17 protein-coding genes are annotated in these 15267 nt (G+C 55.6%); 10 read left to right on the forward strand and 7 right to left on the reverse strand.

All coding sequences use genetic code 11. The features are described from left to right. The first annotated feature begins 169 nt into the window (after positions 1–169). The 5 genes from ffh to rpsP are packed head-to-tail and all read left to right on the forward strand — an operon-like array spanning position 170 to position 3065. Entirely contained in the window at positions 170–1618 is a 1449-nt protein-coding gene (gene ffh, locus RYZ27_RS13580; protein ID WP_406680065.1) for a signal recognition particle protein, read from the forward strand. Continuing rightward, positions 1618–2133 carry a hypothetical protein gene (locus tag RYZ27_RS13585; protein WP_406680066.1) on the forward strand — a complete coding sequence of 172 codons (516 nt, stop codon included), beginning with the start codon at positions 1618–1620 and terminating at the stop codon, positions 2131–2133. Before ffh ends, RYZ27_RS13585 begins: the two co-directional genes overlap by 1 nt. Next, complete coding sequence (locus RYZ27_RS13590; RefSeq protein ID WP_406680067.1) at positions 2134–2427, forward strand: chorismate mutase; 294 nt, start codon at positions 2134–2136, stop codon at positions 2425–2427. Continuing rightward, complete coding sequence (locus RYZ27_RS13595) at positions 2424–2552, forward strand: hypothetical protein (RefSeq protein ID WP_406680068.1); 129 nt, start codon at positions 2424–2426, stop codon at positions 2550–2552. Before RYZ27_RS13590 ends, RYZ27_RS13595 begins: the two co-directional genes overlap by 4 nt. A 9-nt stretch (positions 2553–2561) precedes the next feature. Beyond that, positions 2562–3065: a 30S ribosomal protein S16 gene (gene rpsP, locus RYZ27_RS13600; RefSeq protein ID WP_406680069.1), complete on the forward strand. Its 504-nt coding sequence runs from the start codon at positions 2562–2564 to the stop codon at positions 3063–3065. Between the two features lie 72 nt (positions 3066–3137). On the opposite strand, the gene RYZ27_RS13605 is transcribed toward rpsP, so the two are convergent. The 4 genes from RYZ27_RS13605 to RYZ27_RS13620 all read right to left on the reverse strand — a co-directional run bounded on the left by RYZ27_RS13605 (position 3138) and on the right by RYZ27_RS13620 (position 7714). After that, positions 3138–4565, reverse strand: a complete 1428-nt coding sequence (locus tag RYZ27_RS13605; RefSeq protein WP_406680070.1) for a DUF1501 domain-containing protein — start codon at positions 4563–4565, stop codon at positions 3138–3140. A 15-nt stretch (positions 4566–4580) separates the two neighbouring features. Then, positions 4581–6305: a DUF1800 family protein gene (locus RYZ27_RS13610; RefSeq protein WP_406680071.1), complete on the reverse strand. Its 1725-nt coding sequence runs from the start codon at positions 6303–6305 to the stop codon at positions 4581–4583. A 203-nt stretch (positions 6306–6508) separates the two neighbouring features. Next, positions 6509–7096 carry a glutathione S-transferase family protein gene (locus RYZ27_RS13615; RefSeq protein ID WP_406680072.1) on the reverse strand — a complete coding sequence of 196 codons (588 nt, stop codon included), beginning with the start codon at positions 7094–7096 and terminating at the stop codon, positions 6509–6511. A 3-nt stretch (positions 7097–7099) separates the two neighbouring features. After that, positions 7100–7714, reverse strand: coding sequence for a 2-hydroxychromene-2-carboxylate isomerase (locus RYZ27_RS13620; protein WP_406680073.1), 615 nt, complete (start codon positions 7712–7714; stop codon positions 7100–7102). Between the two features lie 174 nt (positions 7715–7888). On the opposite strand from RYZ27_RS13620, the gene RYZ27_RS13625 reads away from it, so the two are divergent. After that, complete coding sequence (locus RYZ27_RS13625; RefSeq protein ID WP_406680074.1) at positions 7889–9022, forward strand: iron-containing alcohol dehydrogenase; 1134 nt, start codon at positions 7889–7891, stop codon at positions 9020–9022. Here the strand turns inward: RYZ27_RS13625 and RYZ27_RS13630 are convergent. Genes RYZ27_RS13630 through RYZ27_RS13640 form a run of 3 tightly spaced genes read right to left on the reverse strand, consistent with a single transcriptional unit; the run spans position 9019 to position 11568 of the window. Beyond that, on the reverse strand, positions 9019–9879 hold the full coding sequence (locus RYZ27_RS13630; RefSeq protein WP_406680075.1) for an SDR family oxidoreductase: 861 nt from the start codon (positions 9877–9879) through the stop codon (positions 9019–9021). The genes RYZ27_RS13625 and RYZ27_RS13630 overlap by 4 nt on opposite strands. Further along, positions 9879–10448 carry a dTDP-4-dehydrorhamnose 3,5-epimerase gene (gene rfbC, locus RYZ27_RS13635; RefSeq protein ID WP_406680076.1) on the reverse strand — a complete coding sequence of 190 codons (570 nt, stop codon included), beginning with the start codon at positions 10446–10448 and terminating at the stop codon, positions 9879–9881. The genes RYZ27_RS13630 and rfbC overlap by 1 nt, the downstream gene beginning before the upstream one ends. Before the next feature lie 31 nt (positions 10449–10479). After that, positions 10480–11568 carry a glutathione S-transferase family protein gene (locus RYZ27_RS13640; protein WP_406680077.1) on the reverse strand — a complete coding sequence of 363 codons (1089 nt, stop codon included), beginning with the start codon at positions 11566–11568 and terminating at the stop codon, positions 10480–10482. A gap of 218 nt (positions 11569–11786) precedes the next feature. On the opposite strand from RYZ27_RS13640, the gene tolQ reads away from it, so the two are divergent. Genes tolQ through tolB form a run of 4 tightly spaced genes read left to right on the forward strand, consistent with a single transcriptional unit; the run spans position 11787 to position 15244 of the window. Beyond that, positions 11787–12494 (forward strand): protein TolQ, encoded by a 708-nt coding sequence (gene tolQ, locus RYZ27_RS13645; protein WP_406680078.1) that lies wholly within the window; start codon positions 11787–11789, stop codon positions 12492–12494. Positions 12495–12497: 3 nt separating this feature from the next. After that, positions 12498–12944: a protein TolR gene (gene tolR, locus RYZ27_RS13650; RefSeq protein ID WP_406680079.1), complete on the forward strand. Its 447-nt coding sequence runs from the start codon at positions 12498–12500 to the stop codon at positions 12942–12944. 4 nt (positions 12945–12948) lie between these two features. After that, positions 12949–13860 carry a hypothetical protein gene (locus RYZ27_RS13655; RefSeq protein ID WP_406680080.1) on the forward strand — a complete coding sequence of 304 codons (912 nt, stop codon included), beginning with the start codon at positions 12949–12951 and terminating at the stop codon, positions 13858–13860. Positions 13861–13885: 25 nt separating this feature from the next. After that, a complete protein-coding gene (tolB, locus tag RYZ27_RS13660; RefSeq protein WP_406680081.1) occupies positions 13886–15244 on the forward strand; it encodes a Tol-Pal system beta propeller repeat protein TolB in 1359 nt (452 codons plus the stop codon). The last annotated feature ends 23 nt before the right edge of the window (positions 15245–15267 follow it).

The raw sequence follows: 15267 nt of genomic DNA on the forward strand, positions 1-15267 counted from the left end.
TAGGCCCCTGCAAATCAGCGCAATTAGACACAGCGCGCGTTGACCGGGACTGGAGCCCGGCGATGTCCCCCACTCGGCGAGGTTTCGCTCAGTGGGGCGCTACTGCTTTGTGTTGATGGTTTGAGCGCCTATCTTGCCCTTATGCGAGATTGGCAAAAGGAGAGACGCGATGTTTGACGCGCTAACGGACCGCCTTGGCGGGGTATTTGACGGATTGCTCGGGCGCGGTGCGCTGTCAGAGAAAGACGTTACCGCTGCGCTGCGCGAAATTCGCGTGGCCCTGCTTGAGGCCGACGTTGCCCTTCCGGTCGTCAAAGACTTCATCTCCAGCATCAAAGATAAAGCGGTTGGCGAAGAGGTTATCCGCTCGGTCAAACCCGGCCAGCAAGTCGTTAAAATCGTCCATGATGGTCTGGTCGACCTGCTTGGCGGGGAAGACATTGAGACCGGTCTGCGCGTTGATAATCCGCCCGCCGTGATCATGATGGCGGGTCTGCAAGGCTCTGGTAAAACCACCACGACCGCCAAGATCGCCATGCGTCTGGCCAAGCGTGACAAGAAAAAAGTCCTGCTCGCCTCGCTCGACACGCGCCGCCCCGCTGCGATGGAACAGCTCGCCATCCTTGCGACCCAAGTCGGTGAAGGCGTCTCCTCCCTGCCGATTATCAAGGATCAAAGCCCGGCAGAGATTGCCCGCCGCGCGCTGCAAGCCGCCAAGCTCGGTGGCCATGATGTCCTCTTCCTCGATACTGCGGGCCGGACCAGCATTGATGAACAGATGATGGCCGAGGCGTCGGAGATTGCGAAAATCGCAAATCCGAACGAGACGCTTCTGGTTGCTGACTCTCTGACGGGTCAGGACGCGGTTGAAACAGCCAAACGCTTCCATGAGCGTCTGCCGCTGACCGGCCTTGTCCTCACCCGGATGGATGGTGACGGACGCGGTGGTGCCGCGCTTTCCATGCGCGCGGTTACCGGGCTGCCAATCAAATTCCTCGGCACGGGTGAAAAGCTTGATGGTCTTGATGCCTTTGACGCCAAACGCCTTGCGGGCCGTATCCTTGGTCAGGGTGACATCGTTTCACTGGTTGAAAAGGCCGGTGACCAGATGGACACCGAAAAAGCCGAGAAGATGGCCAAGAAAATGGCCAAGGGTCAGTTTGACCTCGATGATCTCGCCCAGCAGCTGCAACAGATGCAGAAAATGGGCGGCCTCGGCGGCATCATGGGCATGTTGCCCGGTGCCAAGAAAGCCAAAGCCGCGCTCGACGCGTCCGGCATGGATGACAAAGTCCTGAAACGTCAGGAGGCGATCATCTCCTCCATGACCAAGAAAGAGCGCGCCAAACCTGCCCTTCTCAATGCCTCCCGCCGCAAGCGCATCGCCGCGGGCGCGGGCGTTGAAGTGTCCGACGTCAACAAGGTGCTGAAAATGCACAAGCAGATGGCGGGCATGATGAAGAAAATGTCCAAAGGCGGCATGAAGGGCATGATGAATATGATGGGCCAGGCCGGGGTGAACCCCGCCGACATCGCCAAAATGGGCAAAGGCGCTGCCCTCCCACCGGGCATGCCCGGCGGTATGCCAAACATTCCGGGCCTTGGGGGGAAGAAGTGATGGAATCTACTCCAACCCTAGTGCAGTACTTAACGCTAACGGCCGCTGTAATAGCAGCTGTCGCTACACTATTAAATTATGCTCAGACTGGTTGGCATAAAGTAGCGACAAACAGGATCGATTGGATCGAGAGGCTAAGGTCGCGAATTACCGATGTCGTGACACTAATGGTGAAGTTGGAGCATTCCAAAAGCGATACATATCCAGATGGTGATCCCAAAGTTGGCCGTGAACTCTATCAATCAGTGATTTACGTTACTCTACTCCTAAATCCCAAAGAGCATAAAGAGCTCTTAGAAGTCCTTCATCAAGTTGCAGAAATCGATGAGCCCATGCCGAGTAGGCAGGCCTCAGCTATGGATCTGGTTTGGAGAACACAACTGGTTCTTCGGCATGAATGGCTCAAGTCTAAAGCTGAATTGAAAAACTGGTGGAAAAGAAAGCCAAAGTTTTTGTCGCGATCGTGGCATCAAGAGGCTTGGGCACTAGCAAATGAAATCGAGGGGAAGAAGTAGATGACCTCCCCACTCGACCAACTCGAACAATACCGCACTAGCATCGACAATCTCGATGCCATCCTGCTGCATACGCTCGCCGAGCGCTTCAAGGTCACGCAGGCCGTCGGCAAACTGAAAGCCGAAAACGATATGCCGCCCGCCGACAAGGCGCGTGAGGCGCGACAGATTGAGCGCCTGCGCAGCCTTGCAACGACCAGTGGCCTCGACCCGGTCTTTGCCGAAAAATTTCTGAATTTCATCGTGGCGGAAGTCATCCGTCACCACGAAAAAATCCGGGAGGATCAAGAATGATCTTCTCACCCCGCACCCCGAAATTCCCTCGTCTTGCCAATCACGAGCAAGGCGAAGGCGCAGGGGCCGCTGGCTCTGCCAGCGCGCAGCCCCGAGCAAAAAATTTGAAGACGCCGAACACCTAGGAGATACCCATGGCCCTCAAAATCAGACTCGCCCGCGGCGGGTCAAAAAAACGCCCTTTCTACTCTGTTGTTGTTGCTGACAGCCGCATGCCTCGCGACGGTCGCTTCATTGAAAAGATCGGCACCTATGATCCACGCCAGCCAAAAGACAGCGAAAACCGCGTCAAGATTGATGGCGTAAAGGCTGCTGACTGGATCAAGAAAGGCGCCAAGCCAACCGATCGTGTGGCCCGCTTCCTTAGCCAGATGACCAATGAAGGCGAGAAAGCCCCGATTTACGCTTGGGAGCACGGCAACAACCCACAAAAAGGTGAGCCAGGCACAAAAGCCAAAGAGCGCGCTGAAGAAAAAGCTGAAAAAGAAGCGGCCCGCAAGGAAGCTGAAAAAGAAGCCAAAGCTGCTGCAAAGGCTGAAAAAGAGGCTGCGAAAGCGGAAAAAGAAGCCGCTGCTGCTGAGGAAGCAGAAGCCCCAGCCGAAGAAGCGGCTGCTGAAGAAGAGAAAACCGAAGAGTAAATTCCTCTTCAGTCTGATATTAAAAAGCCCGCACCAATCGTGCGGGCTTTTTCTTTACCTGTAGCGGCATGATCAGCTCATGAAGCCAAGATCAGCCCCGTTGAAATTGCCAAGGTTTGGCAGGGCCATATTCAGCGCCGCTGTATCCAAGCCGAACCAACGACCCAGCGTTGCCGCATATTGCTCAACCGAAGTGGTTGGGATCAGACGCCCCCGGCTCGGCGTATAGAATTCAGAGTCCGGTTCAGCGCTTGGAATATCGCCGTAAATCCGGTTTCCGGCGACCCTGCCCCCGGCAATAAAGTGGTGCGCGCCCCAACCATGATCGGTGCCATCCCCATTATCGATCAGGGTGCGCCCGAAATCTGACATCGTAAAGACAGCCACATTGTTCCATTGATTGATCTCATCCATCGCCGCTTTGAATGATGTGATCGCTGCGGCCAGTGTCGCATGTAGCCCGCCAATCGCATTGGCTTGGGCGTTATGGGTATCATAGCCACCCGTGGTCACATAGAAAATCTGGCGCGGCGCATTCAGATAAGACTGAATCTTGATCGTCTCAGCCACAGACCGCAATTGCCGACTAAGAGAGTCATCGCCAAACGGTGCCGCAAATGGCCCCTCATTCTCTCTGGCTGTCAGCAGGCGTTCGGCTGTCTCAACCGCGCGGCCATTCGAATTACGAATATCCTGCGCATAGATGTTGCGATCATTGAAGCTCTGCCCAGCCAGAAAATCACGTATCCGCTGGCGTGCCTCATCATCGCCGCTTGTGCCGCCAAGATAATAGCGGCGGCTCAGCAGGTAGGGCTCTGCTGCCCCTGATGATGTAACCCGATAGGGGCGGGCATTATCCCCGGACAGGAAGACATCGTTGGAGCCAGTGGAAATGGCTGCAAAGGCCGGATCAGAGCTTGGCGCAGCCGCGAGTGCCGCATCGGCGAAACGTCCACCCCATCCGAGACGTCGGCCTTCAACCCCAAACGACATCCACGTCGATTGCTGGTCATTGTGAGAGAACAAGCGCGGTGGCAACAGGGCGGTTCCATTGTCATAGGAGGCCCGCGTTGTCGGTTCGATCAACGGCCCGACATTACCCAGAATGGCCAAATCACCGCTATCAAACAGGGTCTTCAGCGGCGCAAGTTCGGGCGGCAGCGCCATTTGACGTCCGCCAAGGCTGCCTGCATTGGCCGGATTAAGCTGTAGCAGATTGGCGCGGTTTCGGGTCGAGCCAGCATCGGTGTAATTATAGGCTCCAAGCAAGCCCTCACGCGCCTGCACAAGCTGATTATAAGACGCCTGATCATACGGCAGCACCGTATCGGCATGGTCCATCCCCCCCTTCAGGAAGACACAGACCATCGCCTTGTAGCCACTCGTATCCGTCGCGGCCCAGGCTTTGGCCGCCGACAGGCTGGACAGTGCTCCAACACTGGAGGCAAACCCAAGTGCACCTGTACCCGAGAGGAAGCGTCTACGTGAAATGTAAGCCATGCGCGTGCTCTCCCATTACCAGGTGACTGCGAATGCAGGTGAGTTCAGGACCAGGGCGACCGCCGTCTGAACAATTTGCAGCTTGTCGGTCTGCTCTCTTTCAGGCGTGCTGGTATTAATCGGCAAAGGCTCCAGAACGAAAACGATCGCATCGCGCTCTTCAGCAGACATACGCCCCCCCGTCAGAAGGTCATCAAGATGACCGACAAGTGCTGGCAGGTCCTCAACCAGAAGCAGCTCATCTGAGTAGTCCGGCAGGAACGTTTGCAGGGAATTGTCGCGCTGCCCGGTTCGGTCAAAAGCATAGTCGGTCATGAAATTAAAATAACCGATCGCCGAACTATCATTGACGATTTGCAGCTCTGGCGCGGTAAGCTCAGCTTCACCGCTCAATGTCCCCGGCGCGATATAGCCAGGCCGATAATAATTAAAGACAGAGGGCGCGCGGAACGGATGCTGGCCAAGCCCGCTCACAGGATCAGAGGTCGATCTCAAACGATGCTCATTCGCCGAATTGATATTCTGAACGTCGAAGGCGCGTACCCAGTGCATGAACCGCAAGATCGGTTCGCGGATCTTGCCTGTTTCAAGCAAACCCGGCGCCGTCGAGGTCGGCGCAAAAACGGTCTCGTCCAGTAAAACAGCAGCCAAGGTCGCCTGCAGGTCACCGCGACCTGTGCTCCCAAACCGCCGCCCATTCGGGCCCACAAAGCTTCCGCTTTCAAAAGCATTGGCCACGCGCTGCACATAGGCGGGATCAGGGTTGGAGGCCGTAAAGCGCTGAATCAACTGGCGCGCAAAGAAGGGCGCAACATTTGGATGCTCAAAGATGGCATCGAGCGCCCGATCAATGCTGTCTTCGCCCAGCGTTCCGGCTGGTATCGTCGTTCCGAGAAACGTTTTTTCCAGAGGTGAATGCTGATCCTCAAACATCACCAGAGGATGGTAATCAGCATCCTCGTCAGCGCGATAGAAGTTCGTGCCCTTCTGCGTCAGCCCTGTGAAGACACGCGCGAGGCCAACAATATCATCATTGTCATACGTCTCGATCTGCTCACCCTGCCCATTCAAGCGGGGGCTACCATCCATATTCAGTTCGACAACGCCTATAGAGAAGAGCTGCAGGATTTCACGGGCATAGTTCTCATCGGGCATCCGCCCGGTTCGCTCGTCCCCCTTGCGATTGCGCAGATAGGTCAGCCAGGATGCCATCGCTGGCGAATAGGTCACCTCCTCGAGCAAGTCGCGATAATTGCCAAAGGCATTGCGGATCAGAGCATCCTGATAATAGGCCCGGCGGGTTTGCTTCGATTGATCGGTGATATCGGAGTAAACAAAAATCTGGGAGAGCGCGAAGGCCATACGCTGGCGCAGCTCGTCATCAGACGTGATCAAATGATCCCAATACAGATAGGTCGTGGCATTGAACGGAATGTTGCCATTCGATTCCCGCGGAAGCGCCAGAACGTCCTGCAAAGTATAGCTTGCCGGCTTGGCAAACTCAGCAGCGATCCAGTCTTCAGCTTGCGTACTCTGCAAAGCCTCTATCTCTGTCTGTGATCCACCCCAGGCTGCTTGCGCCAGGAATTTGACGGCTTCGGCTTCTGTATCAATCAGGGCTACAGTCGAAACCGGAGGCGGCGGAGGGGGTGGCGGAGCAGGCGCGACGGGTGGCCCGGAAGCGTCGCTGTCGCCGCCACCTGAACATGCCGCCAGAGCTGCACCCAAAATCAAGGCCATAAAGCCTGTCGAAATGGGGTTTGTCTTTAAAATGCCCGCCATTCTATGAGCCTCACTCACACCTCGACCTGTTTTAACGTCAGATCGTCCTAAAAAGACGTTATCCAGAAGCGTGAAATAGAATAGTGATTTCCAGGCAATGTTAACCATAAACTCGCGGGGGTTGAATGATCCTGAGAAGCACTGGAGCCCAACCCTTATCGCTACCCCAAAATCGCCGAGCGCTGGATCAGGTCAGATGCGCTTAACCGGCGCGCCAAGTCCTGCAAGCGTGGCCAGCCGCCCTCAACCAGCTCATAGAAATTGGCGTGATCCCAGAGGCTTATAAAGTGAAAGTCCAGATAGGTCGGCGTATCTGGCGAGAACAAATCGGGCTGCTCTTCGCACCAATCGAGCACATTTGAGATCACGCGACGCGCTTTCTCAAAATAGGCTGCAGTCCTTGTCTCCAAGCCTGTTCGTTCAGCCAGAACCAGTCGCACTTCAGCGGCCATGGCCCCGTTTAACACTGCGCGCGCGTTCAAATGCTCAATTTGCGTTGTGAGGACCTTATACTGATCGGCGCTGTCATATGTCCGAACCAGATAAGCGGCGATATGATCAGACTCGATCAGTTGCACACCCCCATCACGCAAAACAGGCACACTCATAAGAGGGTTATTCGAGAAAACTTCAGGATCAGCATCGGCAACATTGCCAATATCAACCAGTGTGTAATCGTGCCCCAGATGATCAAGCAAAAGCCTGACTTTTCGTGTAAAGTGTGAGCGAGCGGTACCATAGAGCTGCATGGCTTAGGCCTCTAGGGTTTCTGCATGGTCCAAGGCATCTTCAAGTCGATCATCTCCCCAAAACAGCTCTTCCCCAGCGATAAAGCTCGGCGCACCAAACAGACCCAAAGCGACCGCTTGTTCCGTCTGAGCCCGCAATGCAGCCTTATTGGTATCGGCATTTGCCTGCTCAACCTCTTCCTCATGCGCACCCGCTTGCAAAGCCAGCTTCGCGACAAATGCGCGATCACTGATATTGTGACCATCAGCAAATTGCGCCGTAAAGACAGACTTGCAGAATGCTCGCCCCCAGCTTTGCTCCAGGCCAATAATCGCCAGGCGCGCGGCGGCTAGTCCGTTCTGCGGGAAAGCGTCCTTACTATCCGGGTCCGGGCGCTTGAACGGCAGACCATATTTCGTGGCTCGGCGCTCCATATCCCGCCACATATACCGACCCTTGCTCGGATAGATGTTGAAGGGTGAGGTGCTCCAGCCTTGCGCCGCAAAGATCGGCCCCAAAAGGAATGGCTTCCATATGACCTCTACCCCGTGCTGATCTGCTAGGGTCTCGATCCGCATGATACTCAAATACGAGTATGTAGAGCCAAACTCGAACCAGAAATCCAGATTCTTCGCCATGCCAAACCCCCAATTCCAAGGAACGATACACGAGAGCTCGCATTTTGAAACTGCAAACGCGGTTTAGAATTTGATCAAGCCTGAGCCTCTCGCGCAACGTCAGCCTTGCCGTTGCGCCCCATGTGCGCTTTCTCTCCTTCCATATCCCTTAGAGATACCCTGGAGGAACCCGCCATGCCCGTTATGTCTTTCCTGACGACCTGTATTTTCGACCATGGCGCAGTGCAACGCCTGCCTTCTGTCCTCAAACAATCCGGCGCTTCCCGCCCGATGATTGTAACCGACGCTGGGATCAAAGCGGTCGGGCTGCTTGATACCATTTTAGGGGCATTGGGCTCGGAACCCGCAGCAGTTTTTGCCGACACACAAGCCAACCCAACGGAAACTCAGGCAAAACAAGTCACTGAAATATATAAGGAAAGTGGCGCGGACAGCCTGATCGCGCTAGGCGGAGGTTCCTCCATGGACCTCGCTAAAGCTGTCGGACTGCTCGCCACACATGACGGAACACTGGAGAAATATGCCGCACGAACAGGCGGCGCGAAATATATCGGCAAAATCCCGCCCCTTGTAGCAATCCCGACCACAGCGGGCACCGGTTCAGAAGTCTCCGTGGGTCTGATCAACACGCTTGAGAATGGCTTCAAGGAAACGATCGTTTCGCCAAACCTGATCCCGTCTACAGCGATTTGCGACCCTGATCTGACGCTTGGTCTTCCGGCTGGATTGACCGCTGCGACTGGGATGGACGCGGTTACTCACTGTATTGAAGCCTTCCTTGTGCCGAGCGAAAATCCGCCATGCGATGGTATCGCTTTGGATGGTCTGACCCGCGCAATTGGCATGGGCGCTTTGGAGCGCGCGGTCGCGGATGGTAGCGACAAGGACGCACGCTGGAACATGATGATGGCGAGCTATGAAGGCGCGCTGGCTTTCGTCAAAGGGCTCGGCTCTGTCCACGCTCTATCCCACGCTGCGGGACGTTTGCATGAGAAGAAGCTGCATCATGGCACCCTGAATGCGATCTTCCTTCCCCATCTTCTCCGCTTCAATGAAGAGGCCGCACCACACAAGTATGAGCGTTTGCGGTTTGCTATGGGGCTGAAAGATAATGAGAATATCGGCGACGCCATTGAGGCCCTGAACGCCCGTATCGGTATTCCATCAGACCTCAAATCCATCGGATTGGAGATGTCAGACGGTCCCGGCATTGTTGAGAATGCCCTGCTTGACCTCGCCCACCGCGGCAATGCCAAGCCCGCCACACAAGCCGACTATGAGGCGATTTACGAAACGGCGCTTGGCTAAATCAGGTCAGCCACGGCGGCATCCGAATATGCCCCCCAAGGTGGCATCGGGCCCATTAAGCTGTCTGCAAGCGATACATCCAGAATAAGCCCGCGTGGTCGGCGTGCTGGGGTTGGAAACGCGTCTGCCCCAACCCGGGATAAGGCGGGTGCAGGCCCGCCCAGTCGAGCGCTTTCAGTAAAAATTCGGTTCGCCCAATCATAACGACTGGCAGGGTTAGGCGGCCCAAGATGGAGTAGGGGTGGAACGGGTTCAGAGCCAGCGATCATGAGATCGGCAAGCTTAACGAGGTGGTCGGCCAATGCGGAAACTGACGTTGGTCGCCCCCATTCATCATCGACGATGGAAAGGCTGTCACGCCCTTTCGCGACCTTTAGCATTTTCCCAATGAAGGTCTCTGACCCCTTATCAAACAGCCATGCAACCCGCGCGATCACATTGCCATCGCGCCTTACCTGATGCTCACCCTCCAGCTTGGAAGCGCCATAGACTGAAAGCGGATTTGGAGCCTCGTCCTCGCGCTTGGGCGCCGCTGGATCAGCATCACCAAAAACACAGTCCGTGGAAATGTGCAGCACCGGAATGTTTGCGGCCTGACAGGCATCTGCCAGCCAGCCAGCCCCATCACCATTGATCGCATAGGCCTGCTTGGTCTCTGTTTCGGCCTGATCAACAGCTGTGTAAGCAGCAGCATTGATCACCAGCTGCGGTTGCACATCGTCCAAGCGCCGGGCGATGCTTTCAGTATCGAGGATATTCAGCTCACTCCGACCGGAAACGCGACACCCTCTGGCCGCCAAAGCTGTACCCAGACGCCCTTGTCCGCCTGTTACAAGGATGCGCGATGTATCCACCATTATGCGACCTCAAATGGGCTATCGAGATCAGCAAGCCCCGGCCAGTTAAAGTCTCGGCCCGCCATGATGACATCATCCGGTTTTGGCCACTCGATCCCGGCCTGAACATCGGCCCAGAACAGGCCGCCTTCAGCTTCTGGCGCGTATGGCGCGTTTACCTTGTAAGCAACCTGACAGTCTGTTTTCAGGGTCTGATAGCCGTGAGCGAACCCTTCAGGGACCAATAATTGCTCCCCGCCCTTAGCGGTCAAAATCGCAGACACGGATTGCCCATAAGTCGGCGAGCCTTTGCGAATATCGACCGCAACATCGAAAATCTCGCCGCGCAAGCACCGCACAAGCTTTGCCTGTGCTTTGGGTGGGGCCTGAAAATGCAGTCCGCGCAAAGTGCCGGGCGCAGCGGAGAAGGCCTCATTATCCTGCACCCATTGAATATCTGGCAAGCCAGCAGCCTGCCAATCAGCGACATTCCAGGTCTCACAAAACCAGCCCCGGTCATCCCCATGACGGGTAGGTACAATCAGGGCCGGGCCCTCAACTTCAAAGCGCGTAACGGTCAGTTTTCCCATGCCGTCCCGGTGCGCGATCCGCCTTAAGAAGTCAAGCGAGGCAAAGCCGATAATTGATGCGGTCTAATCTTGCGGCGGGCTTATAGTCCAAAATGGCTTCTCCCCCGATCGCTTTTAGAAAAGCTGTTGTCCGCTCTGTATCAGACGCGCTCATTCCGGAGAGGACATCCAGAGCGGCTTGCAATCGCCAAAGCGGGAAGCTGCGCGCTATACACTGGCCTTTCACTCCCCCTGTTTCAAACGGGATCATGTCAAACCCGCGTGGAACCGCATCTCCCGATTTTGCGCTGGACGCCCAAGCGCCAAGAAGATCATTGGTTGCAAACAAGGTCGGCAGCTGTTCCGCCATTTGTACCTTTAAAATTGGCAACAGCGTTTTTGGAAGATCATCCCCATCAAGGAGAACCCCCTCTTTCCCCTGTCCGGCAATCACGCGCTCGACCCAATCAGCAACACGCGGGGCAGTCCGCTTCATATGCGCGCCTGTATACTTATCGCGGTATTGATGCGCGTAGAGTGGCCCGATCAGCGCAAAGTCTGCAAAGCTGGCGCGGGTGCCAAGCGCGTATGGCAGGTTTTCAAGGTGAGCAGAAAAGTCAGCCAGAAATTGCTCATAGGCCCGTTCGACACCCGGTGCTGTATCCTCTGTGATTCCGAGCATAGGCACAAACCCCCGGAAACGAGAGCCAACAGCTTTACCGGCTTCATACTGTTGCTCCAGCGTTCCGTCCGGCGCAGCGTTTTTGCCAAACTCGCCATAAATCCAGTCTTCATTATGGTTCCAGCGATAGTGCATGGCGGGAAGGGTCAGCCATTCATCAGCGAAGAGTTGGATCAGAAGGGAGGCAAAGCGCTGTAAGGACCCTTCTGGCATAACGCCCAATCCGGACCTCGCCGCCTCATAGTGATCAATAATGTCGGCAGTATCCTGAACATATTCGCCTGCGGCTGTTTTCAGAACAGGAATAACCGGCCAGCCAATATGCGCGATGATCTCATCTTTCATGACCTGAGGCGTTGGAGCAATCTCCTCAAAGTCTATTCCTTTCCAGCGCATGTAAGCGCGAGCTTTGCCGGAAAAATAGCTCATATCCGAGCCAAACAGCGTATCGCGGACCATCTCAATCTCCCTTAAGTACGGATCACGCTAAGCTGCTCTTGGCCCGCAATCCAGTCACAGAACCGCGATGGCGATATTTCGTTAACCAAAATCCGTTCATGGCTGTCACAACTGTAGAGCATACAGCGGTGCGTCACGTTTCCGCCTGATTCTCTGCACATATCACTGAGGTGACACGAAAGTGCATCTCTTGCACGGACAGAACAGGACGGACGGACATGGAAGCTGAAGCGCTTGACCAGGTAGCCCATGAGAGCACCTTTTCATTGATCGGATTGCTGATGGAGGCCGATCTTGTCGTCAAGATTGTGCTGATCATGTTGCTGTTTGCCTCCATCTGGTCCTGGGCCGTGATCATCGAGAAGTATTTCAGCGTCGGTAAGGCCCGTAAAAAGGCTGAAGAGTTTGAAGAGGCTTTCTGGTCAGGGCGGTCCGATGATTTTGAGCTGCGCCCCGGTCAAAGCCCGGATAGCGCTGGCGGGCGGATGTTTGCCTCAATCTCCCGCGAATGGCGCGATGCAAAAACGATTGGCCTTGCCGGGCATAGCGCCATGGTTGATCGCGCCGCCAGAGCCATGCGCGCAAGTGTAGACCGTGAAGTTGGTCGCATCAGCCACGGTCTTGGTGTGCTGGCGACAATTGGCTCTGCTTCCGTGTTTATCGGTCTTTTCGGAACGGTTTGGGGCATCATGAATGCCTTCCTCAACATCGCTGAGAAACAAGACACATCCCTTGCCAATGTTGCCGGACCGATTGCCGAAGCCCTCTTCGCGACAGGGCTCGGTCTGGTTGCCGCCATCCCGGCAGTTATTTTCTACAACAAGTTCACGGGCGACCTGAACCGCTATGCCGATGCCCTTGATAGCTTTGCGCAGGACCTTCTGGTTCGTCTCTCGCGTCGTGCCTCTTCTGACGGAGGAAAATAAAACATGGGTATGCAGATGGACTCCGGCGGTGCAGGTCGCGGCCGCCGCAGCATGAATGCGGAAATCAATGTGACGCCGCTGGTTGATGTCATGCTGGTGCTGTTGATCGTATTTATGATTACGGCGCCTCTGTTAACCACTGGCGTCGATGTCGCTCTACCAAACTCAAGCGCCCAGAACCTGCCTGCCCCACAATCAACACCCTTATCTGTCAGTGTTGATGCCGATGGCAAAGTCTACATCCAGGAAACCGAAACCCCGATTGAGGAGCTCACATCCAAGCTCTACGCAATCACGGGCGAGGGCTATGAAGAGCGCATTTTCCTGCGCGGGGATGAGAATGTCGACTATGGCCGGATCATGGAGGTCATGACCCGTATGCAGAAAGCTGGCTTCCGTAATATCGCAATGGTCACCGATCCACAGGCCCAGATCAGAGGGGCGCAATAGACTGATGCTCCGTGGCCTGCCAGCCTCTATAGCGTTTCACGCCGCCGTTCTCGGCGCGGGCTATGTCGCATGGCCATATGTCTCAAATACGGAAGGCCGGGAAAGCGAACTGGTTATTGTGCCGATCGAACTGATTGAGCTCGGCGAAATCAATAATATTGTTCCGGTCATCGAACCTGAGCCTGAAACCCCACCCGAAGACGAAGAGCCCGCTGCCGAAGAGGAAGAGGCCCCTGAACCTGAGGATGAAGAGCCTCTGCCAGAAGAAGAAGTCGACGAGACCCTGCCTGAAGATGAGATTGAACAAACGCAAGAAAGTGCTCCACCAGAGGCAACGGAGCCAGAGGACGTAGTACCAGATCTGACCCCTGATCCAGTTACAGAACCAGAGGATGAAGAGCCTGAGCCCGAACCAGAACCCAAAGCCCCTGTCCAGCGCCAGAACAGTGACTTTGATGATTTTCTGAATCAAGCTGACAGCACATTCCAGTCTGAGCGCGAAACACGCAGAAAGCGCCCGGAACCTAAACCGCAACCTAAACCGCTTCTTGAAGATACGCCGCCACAGCCGCAAACCCCACGCCGCGGGGCCGGGGAGCGCACTGCCAATACAGCGCGATTGGAAGCCTTGCTCTACAGCTATGTGCGACCTTGTTGGACAGGGGTTGATGATCTGCCAAATCCAGAAAACCTGAATGTCCGCATGAGCGCAGAACTCGACGAGAATGGGAATTTGAGCAATCTGCGACTGGTCGAACCCACAAGACGCCCGGTTGGCCGTCAACCGATGGGGATTGCGGTAGACCGCGCCCTTCGCGCGGTTCGCAAGTGCGCCCCTTACAAACTACCGCGTGACGACTATAGCGAATGGCGCGATATCAAGATCAATCTTGGCCCGGCCTTTGCGCCGGACTGAGCCGAACAGGACGAGGAGACCTGACATGTTCAAACGCCTTCTGAGTGCACTGGCCCTGGGACTCTCTGTCCTGATGCCAACCGCGATGGCCCAGCTCGAAGTCAATATTGGCAGCGGAAACTTCCAACCCACACCGATTGCCATTCCGGATTTTGAAGCCGTTGGCGTTGATCCAGAAATAGCCCGTCAGATCAGCGAAGTCGTTCGCAATGATCTTGAATCAACTGGTCTGTTTGTCGTCACCCCAGAAAGTGCGCACATTCAAAAAGACCTGGATATTGAAGTTGCCCCGCGTTTTGCGGACTGGAAGATTATTAAAACCGATGCTCTGGCGATCGGCACCGTCGAACAGATTACACGCGATGGAACGGTTTTCCTGCGCGGTTCGGTACGCCTATGGGATGTTTTTGGTGAAGAGCTGATGCGCCTTGATGGCCAACCCGGCAAACGCTTCCGGACTGAGCCGCAGGACTGGCGCCGGATCGCGCACAAAATCTCTGATGCCATCTATACCCGCCTGACCGGGGAAAGCGGGTATTTCGACACCCGTATCGTCTATATCGCTGAGACCGGACCCAAAAACCAGCGTGTGAAGCGCCTCGCCATTATGGATGCTGATGGCGCCAATAACCAATATCTGACCAGCGGACGTTTTACCGTGCTGACCCCACGGTTCAGCCCGGAAGCCCAACAGATTACCTACATGTCCTATGAAGGCGGCATGCCACGCGTTTATCTCTATGATCTTAAACGCGGCCGTCAGGAGGTGCTCGGGAACTTTACCTCGATGACCTTTGCGCCACGCTTTTCGCGTGACGGACGTTCGGTCCTGCTGACACAGGCCGAGAATGGCAATTCAGAAGTCTACATCATGGATCTTGTCACCCGCCAGACACGCCGCCTGACTAACCATCCAGCCATTGATACTTCACCATCCATGTCGCCGGACGGTCAGCAAATTGTCTTCAACTCTGATCGCGGTGGCAGCCCGCAGCTTTATATCATGAATACCGATGGCAGCCCCCGCTCCTGTCCCTCGGGTGGTCGCGACGTGGCCTGTCGCATCACATTTGGCCAGGGCCGTTATTCTACCCCGGTCTGGAGCCCCCGCGGCGATTTGATTGCCTTTACCAAGCAAACTCGTGGTAAATTTCATATCGGTGTGATTGGCATCGACGGCGATGGTGAACGTCTATTGACCGAATCCTACCTCGATGAAGGCCCGGATTGGTCCCCGAATGGACGGGTCATTACCTTCTTCCGGGAGAGCGGGCCAGGTGTACCGCCAAAGCTGATGTCGGTTGACCTGACAGGGCGCAATCTACGTAACCTGCCAACCCCAACAGATGCTTCTGATCCAGCCTGGTCACCGCTTTTGCAATAGGCCCCGTAACACCCTTACGGCGA

The organism is Hyphomonas sp. FCG-A18, assembly GCF_045287255.1.
In the GTDB taxonomy this organism is placed as follows: Bacteria; Pseudomonadota; Alphaproteobacteria; order Caulobacterales; family Hyphomonadaceae; genus Henriciella.

Excerpts from the sequence above, each read along its gene's own strand:
- ffh (WP_406680065.1), top strand. The coding sequence starts at position 170 with ATGTTTGACGCGCTAACGGACCGCCTTGGCGGGGTATTTGACGGATTG.
- RYZ27_RS13585 (WP_406680066.1), top strand. The coding sequence starts at position 1,618 with ATGGAATCTACTCCAACCCTAGTGCAGTACTTAACGCTAACGGCCGCT.
- RYZ27_RS13590 (WP_406680067.1), top strand. The coding sequence starts at position 2,134 with ATGACCTCCCCACTCGACCAACTCGAACAATACCGCACTAGCATCGAC.
- RYZ27_RS13595 (WP_406680068.1), top strand. The coding sequence starts at position 2,424 with ATGATCTTCTCACCCCGCACCCCGAAATTCCCTCGTCTTGCCAATCAC.
- rpsP (WP_406680069.1), top strand. The coding sequence starts at position 2,562 with ATGGCCCTCAAAATCAGACTCGCCCGCGGCGGGTCAAAAAAACGCCCT.
- RYZ27_RS13605 (WP_406680070.1), bottom strand. The coding sequence starts at position 4,565 with ATGGCTTACATTTCACGTAGACGCTTCCTCTCGGGTACAGGTGCACTT.
- RYZ27_RS13610 (WP_406680071.1), bottom strand. The coding sequence starts at position 6,305 with ATGGCCTTGATTTTGGGTGCAGCTCTGGCGGCATGTTCAGGTGGCGGC.
- RYZ27_RS13615 (WP_406680072.1), bottom strand. The coding sequence starts at position 7,096 with ATGCAGCTCTATGGTACCGCTCGCTCACACTTTACACGAAAAGTCAGG.
- RYZ27_RS13620 (WP_406680073.1), bottom strand. The coding sequence starts at position 7,714 with ATGGCGAAGAATCTGGATTTCTGGTTCGAGTTTGGCTCTACATACTCG.
- RYZ27_RS13625 (WP_406680074.1), top strand. The coding sequence starts at position 7,889 with ATGCCCGTTATGTCTTTCCTGACGACCTGTATTTTCGACCATGGCGCA.
- RYZ27_RS13630 (WP_406680075.1), bottom strand. The coding sequence starts at position 9,879 with ATGGTGGATACATCGCGCATCCTTGTAACAGGCGGACAAGGGCGTCTG.
- rfbC (WP_406680076.1), bottom strand. The coding sequence starts at position 10,448 with ATGGGAAAACTGACCGTTACGCGCTTTGAAGTTGAGGGCCCGGCCCTG.
- RYZ27_RS13640 (WP_406680077.1), bottom strand. The coding sequence starts at position 11,568 with ATGGTCCGCGATACGCTGTTTGGCTCGGATATGAGCTATTTTTCCGGC.
- tolQ (WP_406680078.1), top strand. The coding sequence starts at position 11,787 with ATGGAAGCTGAAGCGCTTGACCAGGTAGCCCATGAGAGCACCTTTTCA.
- tolR (WP_406680079.1), top strand. The coding sequence starts at position 12,498 with ATGGGTATGCAGATGGACTCCGGCGGTGCAGGTCGCGGCCGCCGCAGC.
- RYZ27_RS13655 (WP_406680080.1), top strand. The coding sequence starts at position 12,949 with ATGCTCCGTGGCCTGCCAGCCTCTATAGCGTTTCACGCCGCCGTTCTC.
- tolB (WP_406680081.1), top strand. The coding sequence starts at position 13,886 with ATGTTCAAACGCCTTCTGAGTGCACTGGCCCTGGGACTCTCTGTCCTG.